The sequence below is a fragment of the Falsiroseomonas oryzae genome (assembly GCF_027856955.1).
GTDB lineage: Bacteria > Pseudomonadota > Alphaproteobacteria > Acetobacterales > Acetobacteraceae > Falsiroseomonas > Falsiroseomonas oryzae.
The window spans coordinates 1-9,648 of record NZ_JAPSMD010000202.1 but is presented as its reverse complement, the minus strand read 5'-3'; the positions used below and the strand labels follow the sequence as shown (position 1 = coordinate 9,648).

Below are 9,648 nucleotides of genomic sequence, written 5' to 3'. Positions count from 1 at the left end.
GCTCACCGCGGCCGGCGCGCGCGTCACCGTGATGGGGCGGCGCGAGGCGCCGCTGCGCGCCATGGTGGAACGTGGCATGGCCGAGGCCGCGCTGCCGGGCGACGTGACCGCGCCGCCGGCGCTGCCGCGCGTCGCCATCCTGGTGAACGCCGCCGGCGCTGCGGAAAGCGCGCCCTTCCTGAAATCCGACGCCGCGCTGTTCGAGCGGATGTGGCGCGTGAACGTGATGGGCGCGGTCGCGGTCACCCAGGCCGTGCTGCCGGCGATGTTCCAGGACGGCTTCGGCCGTGTGGTGCATGTCGCCTCGACCGCCGCGCTCAAGGGCTACCCCTATGTCACGGCCTATGTCGCGGCCAAGCACGCGCTGCTCGGGCTGACGCGGGCGCTGGCGCAGGAGGTTGCGGCGAAGGGCGTGACGGTGAACGCCGTGTGCCCCGGCTTCACCGACACCGATATCGTTGCCGAGAGCGTTGCCCGCATCGTCGCCAGGACCGGCCGGAGCGCGGAGGAGGCGCGCGCGGAGCTCGCCAGGCACAACCCGCAGCGGCGCCTGGTGCGGCCGGAGGAGGTGGCAACGGCAGTGCTGATGCTCTGTGCGCCCGGCGCCGGCGCGATCAACGGCCAGGCGGTCGCCGTGGACGGGGGCGAGACGTGACCCAGCCGGACGACCTCGCGACCGTGGCGGTGGATGCGGAGACGGCGCTGGCCCAGGCGCCGCCCGGCCACAAGGACGAGCTGCGCCTGTGGCTGCGCCTGCTGACCTGCACGACGCTGGTGGAGGGCGAGATCCGCGCCCGGCTGCGCCGCGACTTCGACACCACCCTGCCGCGCTTCGACCTGATGGCGGCGCTGGACCGGGCGAGCGGCGGCATGACCCTCGGCGAGGTCTCGCGCCGCATGATGGTCAGCAACGGCAACGTCACCGGCCTCGCCACGCGGCTCGAGGCCGAGGGCCTGGTGGAGCGCCGCGCCCGCCCGGGCGACCGCCGCGCCCAGCTGCTGCGCCTCACCGCGAAGGGCCGCCGCGAATTCGCCCGCCAGTCGGCCGCGCACGAGGCATGGATCGCCGAGCTGCTCGGCGGCCTGGCGCCGGAGGAGCGCGCCGTCCTGTTCCGGCTGCTCGGCCGCGCCAAGCTGTCCGTGCGCCGTGCCCAGACGCTTGGGGAAACCGCATGATCACTGCCATCTCCGGCCCGCTGTCAGAGTATCGCGCGCAGCACCTGAAGCTCGAGGTCCAGGGCGCCGTCGCGACGCTCACGCTCGACCGGCCGGAGCGGAAGAACCCGCTGACCTTCGACAGCTACGGCGAGATGGCGGCGATCCTGCGTGCCGCGACGCATGACGACGCCGTGCGCGCCTTCGTCATCACCGGCTCGGGCGGCAATTTCTGCTCGGGCGGCGACGTGCACGAGATCATCGGCCCGCTGCTGGAGCGCGACACCAAGGGGCTGATGCGCTTCACCGCGATGACCGGTGAGCTGGTGAAGGCGATGCGCGCCTGCCCGCAGCCGATTGTCGCCGGCGTGGACGGCATCGCGGCCGGCGCGGGCGCGATCATCGCCATGGCCTCCGACATCCGGCTCGGCACGCCGCGCGCCAAGGTGGCCTTCCTGTTCAACCGCGTCGGGCTGGCCGGCTGCGACATGGGCGCCTGCGCCATCCTGCCGCGCATCGTCGGCCAGGGGCGGGCGAGCGAGCTCCTCTATCTCGGCCGGAGCCTGGGCGGGGAGGAAGGGCTGGCCTGGGGCTTCTTCAACCGGCTGCACGCGCCGGAGGAGCTGCCCGGGGCCGCGGCGACGCTCGCGCAGGAGATCGCGGAGGGCCCCTCCTTCGCGCATGCGATGACAAAGCGGATGCTGCAGATGGAATGGGCCATGTCCATGGACCAGGCGATCGAGGCGGAGGCGGTCGCGCAGGCGCTGTGCATGACCACGCAGGATTTCCGCCGGGCCTACGACGCCTTCGTCGCGAAGCAGCGGCCGGTCTTCCGGGGCGACTGATGGCGGACCGCGATTTCCTCGACTGGCCCTTCTTCGAGCCGCGCCACCGCGCCTGGGCGGCCGAGGTCGAGGCCTGGGCGGCCGCGCATGCCGAGGCGCTCGCGGACGAGCATGATGCCGATGGCAGCACCATCCGTCTGGCCCGCGCCATGGGCGAGGCCGGGCTGCTGCGCGTGCCCTGCCCCGAGGACGGCCGGCTCGACGCGCGAAGCCTCTGCCTGGCGCGCGACATCCTGGCGCGGCATGCCGGGCTCGCGGATTTCGCCTTCGCCATGCAGGGCCTCGGCACCGGCCCCGTGACGCTGTTCGGCACGGAGGCGCAGCGCGACCGTGTGCTGCCCGCGGCGCGCGCCGGCACCGCGCTGGCCGCCTTCGCGCTCAGCGAGCCGGAGGCCGGCAGCGACGTGGCGGCGCTGGCGACGGCGGCCGAGAAGGACGGCAACAGCCACTATCGCCTGACCGGCCGCAAGACCTGGATCAGCAATGGCGGCATCGCCGCGACCTACGTCGTCTTCGCCCGCACCGGGGAAGCGCCGGGCGCCAGGGGCCTCTCGGCCTTCCTGGTGCCGGCCGATGCGCCGGGGCTGACCATCGCGGAACGCATCGACGTCACCGCGCCGCACCCGCTGGCGACGCTGGCGCTGGACGGCGTGCGCGTGCCGGCCGAGGCGCTGATCGGCAGGCCCGGGGAGGGTTTCAGGGTGGCGATGGGCACGCTGGACGTGTTCCGCGCGACCGTTGGCGCGGCCGCGCTTGGCTTCGCCCGCCGCGCCCTCGACATGACGGTGGATCGCGCCGCCGGCCGCCGGCTGTTCGGCGCGACGCTGTTCGACCAGCAGATGTCGCAGGCCGCCATCGCCGACAGCGCGACGGAGGTCGAGGCCTCCGCGCTGCTGGTCTACCGCGCCGCCTGGCTAAAGGATTGCGGTGCGGCCCGCGTCACGCGGGAAGCCTCCATGGCCAAGCTGCACGCGACGGAGACGGCGCAGCGCGCCGCCGACCGCTGCGTGCAGATGCATGGCGGCCTGGGTGTCACGAAGGGCCACAAGGCCGAGGAGCTGTACAGGGAGGTCCGGGCGCTCCGCGTCTACGAGGGTGCCTCAGAGATCCAACGCGTGGTGATCGCGCGGGCGGAACGGGAACGCCGCACGTCGAGTGCATGAGCAGGAGACGGAGATGGACGGGATGATCACGGGCCAGCTGGCGCCGAGCGCCCATGTGGACAGCTTCGCGCGGGACAACCTGCCGCCGCGCGAGCAGTGGCCGGTCTTCCGGCTGGACCGGCCGGAATTCCGCTATCCCGCGCGGCTGAACTGCGCCGTGGAACTGCTGGACCGCAACCTCGAGCGCGGACGCGGCGACCATCCCGCGCTCGTCACGCCGGCGGAGACGCTGACCTACCGCCAGCTGGCGGAGCGCGTGAACCGCATTGCCAACGTGCTGGTGCGCCAGTTCGGCTTCGTGCCCGGCAACCGCGTGCTGCTGCGCAGCGCCAACAATGCCTGGATGGTCGCCGCCTATTTCGCCGTGCTGAAGGCCGGCGGCGTGGTGGTGGCCACCATGCCGCTGCTGCGCGCGAAGGAACTCGGCCAGATGCTGCGCAAGGCGCGCATCAGCCACGCGCTGTGCGATGCGCGCCTGGCGGAGGAACTGCGCAAGGCGGAGGCGCCGGACCTCACGCACCTCGTCACCTGGGGCGATGGCGAGCTCGAGGCGATGTGCGACGCGGCCTCGCCCGATTTCGCGGCCTGCGACACCGCCGCGGACGATGTCTGCCTGATCGGCTTCACCTCCGGCTCCACCGGGGAGCCGAAGGGCACGATGCATTTCCACCGCGACCTGCTGGCGATCTGCGACGGCTATTCCGCCCAGGTGCTGCGGCCGGAGCCCACGGACGTCTTCATCGGCTCGCCGCCGCTCGCCTTCACCTTCGGCCTCGGCGGGCTGGTGCTGTTCCCCTTCCGCGTCGGCGCCACCGCCGTGCTGCTGGAGAGGGCGCCGCCGGAGGAACTGCCGGCGGCCATCGCGCGCCACCGCGCCACGGTCTGCTTCACCGCGCCGACCGCCTATCGCGTGATGGCGGGGCTGGCCGCGCAGCACGACCTGTCATCCCTGCGCAAATGCGTCAGCGCCGGGGAGACGCTGCCGAAGCCGGTCTTCGACGCCTGGCAGCAGGCCACCGGCCTGAAGCTGATGGACGGGATCGGCGCGACGGAGATGCTGCACATCTTCATTGCCGCGCGCGAGGACCAGATCCGCCCCGGCGCCACGGGACTGCCGGTGCCCGGCTACGTCGCGAAGGTGGTGGATGAGGAGGGTCGGGAGGTTCCGCGCGGGACGCCCGGCCGCCTCGCCGTGCAGGGGCCGACCGGCTGCCGCTACCTGGCCGATCCGCGCCAGGCCAACTATGTGCAGGACGGCTGGAACATCACGGGCGACACCTACCTCCAGGATGCGGACGGCTATTTCTGGTACCAGGCGCGCAACGACGACATGATCATCTCGGCCGGCTACAACATTGCCGGGCCGGAGGTGGAAGTCGCGCTGCTGACCCATCCCGCCGTGCAGGAATGCGCCGTGGTCGCCGCGCCGGATGCGGAGCGTGGCATGGTCGTGCGGGCCTATGTGGTGCCGCGGCCGGGGCAGTTGCCCGACGCGGCGCTCGCCAAGGCGCTGCAGGAGCACGTGAAGCGGGAGATCGCGCCCTACAAGTATCCGCGCAGCGTGGTCTTCGTGGACGCCCTGCCGAAGACCGAGACGGGCAAGATCCAGCGGTTTGCCTTGCGCCGGCAGGCGCAGGAGGAAGAGGCGCGCCGGCAGGCGCAGGAGGAAGAGGCGCGCCGGCAGGCGCAGGAGGAAGAGGCGCGCCGGCAGGCGCAGGAGGAAGCGCAGCGGCGCGCCGGGGAGGGCTCCCGCCCATGACCTCGCCCCTGACCTCCTTGCAGCCGGAAGGCTGGCCGGCCCCGCGCGGCTATTCCAATGGGATGATGGGGCGCGGCCGCGTGGTGCTGGTTGGCGGTCAGGTCGGCTGGGACAGCGAGGGACGCTTTCCCGCGGGCTTCATCGCGCAGGTTCGCCAGGCGCTGTCTAACATCCTGGCCGTGCTGCGCGAGGCCGGAGGCGGGCCCGAGCATGTCGGCCGCCTTACTTGGTATGTCGTGGACATCGACGAGTACCGGGCCAGCCTGAAGGAGCTCGGCCCGGCCTATCGCGACGTGATGGGCCGGCATTTCCCGGCCATGGCCCTGGTGCAGGTCGTGGCCCTGGTCGAGCGCGAGGCCCGGGTGGAGATCGAGGCGACGGCCATCATCCCGGACCCGGCACCTTAGTCAGGCGCCCGGCGCGTCCGTCACAGGATCCAGCGGGGGCAGGGGATCATCGGCGTTCGACGCACCGGCGCGCCAGCCCTGCCGTTCCTCCCACATCCGCTTGCCCAGCAGGGCGGCGCCTACCACGCCGGCGCCGACTGCGACCCCGGTCGCGACGCCCGTGGCGAAGACAAGGCCGGCGGCCATTCCGACAGGTCCGGTCATCATTCCGGTGGCACAGCGCAGCAGCATCTCGGCATCCTTGTCCTTGGCATCTTCACTTGGGCGCGCCGGGCCGCCCGGCAAGCGGTGCGAGGCTCCGCTCCGCCGCGCAGGAGCAGACCACGGTGCCGTCGGCCAGCAGGTTCGGCAGGGTCGGCTCCGCACAATGCGGGCACTCGACCGGCTCGCGGGGCGGGGGGATCGGGCCGGGCAGGGGCGCAGGCATGGATCCAGGCTTCCCCCGGCCGGCGCTGCGGCGCAAGGGGTACGGCACCGGCCGGGCTTGCCCGCGATGCAGGCGGTTGGCATGTTCCGCCGCCCGGCGGGTTGCAACCTTGCCGAGCGAGGAAGGCTCAAGGACGGGCCCGGGCATCGGGACCCCGCGGAAAGATTGGCAGGATCGGCATGGCCAAGATCAAGGTGAAGACCCCCGTCGTCGAGATGGACGGGGACGAGATGACCCGCATCATCTGGGGGTTCATCAAGGAGAAGCTGATCCTCCCCTACCTCGACATCGACCTGAAGTACTACGACCTGGGCATCGAGTACCGCGACCAGACCGACGACCAGGTGACCGTGGACGCGGCGAACGCGACCAAGCAGTACGGCGTCGGCGTGAAGTGCGCGACCATCACCCCGGACGAGGCGCGGGTGAAGGAGTTCGGCCTGAAGAAGATGTGGCGGAGCCCGAACGGCACCATCCGCAACATCCTGGACGGCACGATCTTCCGCGAGCCGATCATCTGCAGCAACGTCCCGCGCCTGGTGCCGCACTGGAACAAGCCGATCGTGGTCGGCCGCCACGCCTATGGCGACATCTACCGCGCCGTCGAGATGAAGGTGCCGGGCGCCGGCAAGGTCACCATGACCTACACGCCGGAAGGCGGCCAGCCGCAGGAGATCGGCGACTTCGTCTTCAAGGCCGGCGGCGTCGCGATGATGATGCACAACCTGAACAGCTCGATCGAGGGCTTCGCGCGCGCCAGCTTCAACTACGGCCTGCAGCGCAACTACTCGGTGTACTTCAGCCACAAGAACACGATCCTCAAGGCCTACGACGGCAACTTCAAGGACATCTTCCGCGCGATCTACGACAAGGAGTTCAAGGCCGAGTACGAGAAGCGCGGCCTGACCTACGAGGACCGGCTGATCGACGACATGGTCGCCTCCGCGCTGAAGTGGGAAGGCGGCTACATCTGGGCGTGCAAGAACTATGACGGCGACGTGCAGTCCGACATCGTGGCGCAGGGCTTCGGCTCGCTCGGCCTGATGACCTCCGTGCTGCTCAGCCCGGATGGCAGCACGGTCGAGTCGGAGGCCGCGCATGGCACCGTCACCCGCCACTACCGCGAGCACCAGAAGGGCCGCGAGACCAGCACGAACCCGATCGCCTCGATCTTCGCCTGGACGCGCGGCCTGGCCTATCGCGGCAAGTTCGACGGCACGCAGGACGTGGTGGACTTCGCCAACGCGCTCGAGGCGGTCTGCATCGAGACGGTGGAGAGCGGCCACATGACGAAGGACCTTGCGATCCTGATCAGCAAGGACCAGCCCTGGCTCAACACCCAGGCCTTCCTGGCGAAGCTCGACGAGAACCTGAAGAAGAAGATGAAGACGGCCTGACGCCGTCTTCGGTGGCGCCATCGGTCCATGCGGGCCGGTGGCGCTCCCCGCCACGCGCCGGATCGCAGGCGGCCCAGAGGCTCGGCTGGATCGCGCAGGCGCGGAACAGCACCGTGCCGTCGAGCTCGACCGGCCCGAGCGGCACGCCGTCCTGCCGCACCAGGCGCGCCAGGCGCTGCTGCTCGGCGGCGGCCATGCCGTCGCAGGCGATGCGATAGGGTCTTCCATTCAGCTCGATGCCGATGAGCAGCCGGCCGAGCGGGTTCCGCGTGTCGGTGCTCCGCGCGATGCGCTTCACGAAGATCATGTTGGCGCGGGGCGTGGCGCAGCGCGCCCAATCCCACTGGCGCATGACGCGCCAGACCTCGCCGCAGCTGCTGTCCCGCGACGGCGGCACGAAGCCCAGCGTCATCAGGGAGGCCACGACGCTGCGCTGGACGGCGGGCACCTGCAGCATCGCATCGACGGCGCGGTCGAAGGTGAAGGGCATGGCGGCCTCCTGCGACGCCGGTTGCGGTGCCCGGAGCCTGCCGCGGCCGCCCCACCGCACGCTGTTCCCGCGGTGACAGGCCCGCGACGGGGACCGCGCTTCGGTTCCGGGCCGGATCCGCTGTAGTCTCCGGCCATGCTCTCCCTCTCGGCGCTGGACTGGCTGGCGCTCGCCATCTTCGCCGCCTGCTGGATCGGCTACGCCACCGTGGTGGACCGCGTGCCCTCGATCCGCGCGCGCAGCGTCATCGCGGCGATGGACGAGCAGCGACGGCGGTGGATGCTGGCGACGCTGGGACGGGAGAACCGGATCGCCGACATGGCGGCGATCGGCAACCTGATGAATTCCACCAGCTTCCTGGCGACCACCAGCATCTTCATCCTGGGCGGCCTGGTGGCGATGCTCGGCGCCTCCGATCTTGGCCGGCGCGTCGTCGCCACCCTGCCCTGGTCCGAGGTGCCGAGCGAGGTGGCCTGGGAGATCAAGATCGGCCTGCTGCTGCTGATCTTCGTCAACGCCTTCTTCGAGCTGACCTGGGCGCTGCGGCAGTTCAACTACGGCTCCATCCTGGTCGGCGCCATGCCGCCCGCCGCGGACGGCGCAGCGGGGCTGCCGCAGGCGGAAGCCGCGGCGCGCGTGCTGAACCGCGCCGCCCGGCACTTCACCACCGGCCTGCGCAGCTACTATTTCGGGCTCGCCGCGCTCGCGTGGATCGTCCATCCGCTGGCGCTCGTTGCGGCCAGCCTGTTCGTGCTGCGCGAACTGCACCGGCGCGAGTTCCGCTCGGTGATCCGGGAAGCGGTGCAGCCCAGCCCGTGACGGGCCCTCAGCCGCGTCGCGCCAGGAGCTCCGCCACGCGGTCCAGCGGCAGGGCGCGCCCGACCACGCGCCGGCCGCCGATGCGGCTTTCCACCGTGGTCGCCATGGTCAGCGCATTCAGCACCGCCTCCTCCGTCGCGTCCGCCGCGCCGACGAAGAGGGGCGAGATGCGGTCGTTCGGCCAGTCCGCGTAGTGCGCCTCGCTTGCGCGCTTCTCCGGCGTGCGGATCACCCCGGGGTGCGTGGCGAAGGCGATGGCGTAGTCGCCAGAGCCGTCCGAGAAGGCCGCGCCGGTTCGCGCGATGCCAGCCATGGCGCGACGGGCCAGGCGTTGCAGGTTGCGGTCGGACAGCGGGGCGTCGGTGGCGACGACCACCACCACGGATCCGTCCGCATCCGCCTGCTGCGCCACGTGTTCCGCCAGGTAGTACTTGCCGAGCAGCCTGCCGACCGGCACGCCATCCATCGTCAGCGCGCCCCCGTAATTCGCCTGGACCAGCGCACCGACCGTCCAGCCGCCCAGCGCCGGCGGAAGTACCCTCGATGACGTCCCGATCCCGCCCTTCCAGCCGAAGGCCATGGTCCCGGTGCCGGCGCCGACGCTGCCTTCCGCCACCGGCCCGCCCGCGGCAATGGCCAGCGCGTCGCGCATCTCCGCCGCGCCGAGGCCGCGCGCGCGGATGTCGTTCAGCCGGCCGTCATTCGTCTCGCCGACCACCGCGTTCACGCTGCGCACGCCCTCGTTCCCCGGCTGCGCCAGCGTCCAGTCCACCAGCGCCTCCACCGCACGGCCGACCGCCAGCGTGTTGGTCAGCAGGATCGGCGTCTCCAGCTCGCCGAGTTCCTGCAACTGCGTCACGCCCGCCATCTTGCCGAAGCCGTTCATCGCGAAGACGCCGGCGGGCACGCGGTGCGCGAAGGGGTTCAGCCCATGCGGCAGGATGGCGGTGACGCCCGTGCGCGTCGCCTCGCCCGCCAGCACCGTGACCTGCCCGACGCGCACGCCGGCGACATCCGTGATGGCATTCAGCGGGCCGGGCGGCAGGATGCCGGGGGCGAGGCCGAGCCCCCGGGCCCGCATCCGCGTCACGCCGACACTCGCCGCGCCGCCTAGGCCGCGACGCCGTGCGCCAGCACCTCGCGCACCGCCGCCAGGGCCTCGGCCGCCTTGGCGGCGTCCGGACCG

Annotated in this window: 12 protein-coding genes; 8 read left to right on the top strand and 4 right to left on the bottom strand. The window is 71.8% G+C overall.

Translation table 11 applies throughout. The annotated features are described in order from the left end of the window. The 6 genes from OZN99_RS18215 to OZN99_RS18190 form a co-directional block, all read left to right on the top strand. The coding region (locus OZN99_RS18215; protein ID WP_270936688.1) for an SDR family NAD(P)-dependent oxidoreductase at window positions 1–655 on the top strand (655 nt) is incomplete at its 5' end. Then, a complete protein-coding gene (locus OZN99_RS18210) occupies window positions 652–1,176 on the top strand; it encodes a MarR family winged helix-turn-helix transcriptional regulator (protein WP_270936687.1) in 525 nt (174 codons plus the stop codon). The genes OZN99_RS18215 and OZN99_RS18210, both read left to right, overlap by 4 nt. Beyond that, window positions 1,173–2,000, top strand: coding sequence for an enoyl-CoA hydratase family protein (locus tag OZN99_RS18205; RefSeq protein ID WP_270936686.1), 828 nt, complete (start codon window positions 1,173–1,175; stop codon window positions 1,998–2,000). Before OZN99_RS18210 ends, OZN99_RS18205 begins: the two co-directional genes overlap by 4 nt. Beyond that, window positions 2,000–3,163 carry an acyl-CoA dehydrogenase family protein gene (locus OZN99_RS18200; RefSeq protein ID WP_270936685.1) on the top strand — a complete coding sequence of 388 codons (1,164 nt, stop codon included), beginning with the start codon at window positions 2,000–2,002 and terminating at the stop codon, window positions 3,161–3,163. Before OZN99_RS18205 ends, OZN99_RS18200 begins: the two co-directional genes overlap by 1 nt. Before the next feature lie 13 nt (window positions 3,164–3,176). Continuing rightward, complete coding sequence (locus OZN99_RS18195) at window positions 3,177–4,922, top strand: benzoate-CoA ligase family protein (protein WP_270936684.1); 1,746 nt, start codon at window positions 3,177–3,179, stop codon at window positions 4,920–4,922. Beyond that, window positions 4,919–5,329 (top strand): RidA family protein, encoded by a 411-nt coding sequence (locus OZN99_RS18190; protein ID WP_270936683.1) that lies wholly within the window; start codon window positions 4,919–4,921, stop codon window positions 5,327–5,329. The genes OZN99_RS18195 and OZN99_RS18190 overlap by 4 nt, the downstream gene beginning before the upstream one ends. Here OZN99_RS18190 and OZN99_RS18185 read toward each other — a convergent pair whose 3' ends face one another. Both OZN99_RS18185 and OZN99_RS18180 read right to left on the bottom strand, forming a co-directional pair. Continuing rightward, window positions 5,330–5,515, bottom strand: a complete 186-nt coding sequence (locus OZN99_RS18185) for a hypothetical protein (protein ID WP_270936682.1) — start codon at window positions 5,513–5,515, stop codon at window positions 5,330–5,332. 70 nt (window positions 5,516–5,585) lie between these two features. Further along, on the bottom strand, window positions 5,586–5,756 hold the full coding sequence (locus OZN99_RS18180) for a hypothetical protein (protein WP_270936681.1): 171 nt from the start codon (window positions 5,754–5,756) through the stop codon (window positions 5,586–5,588). 179 nt (window positions 5,757–5,935) lie between these two features. Here OZN99_RS18180 and OZN99_RS18175 point away from each other — a divergent pair, with 179 nt between their 5' ends. Continuing rightward, entirely contained in the window at window positions 5,936–7,153 is a 1,218-nt protein-coding gene (locus OZN99_RS18175) for an NADP-dependent isocitrate dehydrogenase (protein WP_270936680.1), read from the top strand. Here the strand turns inward: OZN99_RS18175 and OZN99_RS18170 are convergent. After that, a complete protein-coding gene (locus tag OZN99_RS18170; protein WP_270936679.1) occupies window positions 7,089–7,643 on the bottom strand; it encodes a hypothetical protein in 555 nt (184 codons plus the stop codon). The genes OZN99_RS18175 and OZN99_RS18170 overlap by 65 nt on opposite strands. A 135-nt stretch (window positions 7,644–7,778) precedes the next feature. Here OZN99_RS18170 and OZN99_RS18165 point away from each other — a divergent pair, with 135 nt between their 5' ends. Next, complete coding sequence (locus tag OZN99_RS18165; protein ID WP_270936678.1) at window positions 7,779–8,462, top strand: DUF599 domain-containing protein; 684 nt, start codon at window positions 7,779–7,781, stop codon at window positions 8,460–8,462. Window positions 8,463–8,469: 7 nt separating this feature from the next. Here the strand turns inward: OZN99_RS18165 and OZN99_RS18160 are convergent, their stop codons facing one another. Beyond that, window positions 8,470–9,543, bottom strand: coding sequence for a DmpA family aminopeptidase (locus OZN99_RS18160; protein ID WP_270936689.1), 1,074 nt, complete (start codon window positions 9,541–9,543; stop codon window positions 8,470–8,472). Between the last annotated feature and the right edge of the window lie 105 nt (window positions 9,544–9,648).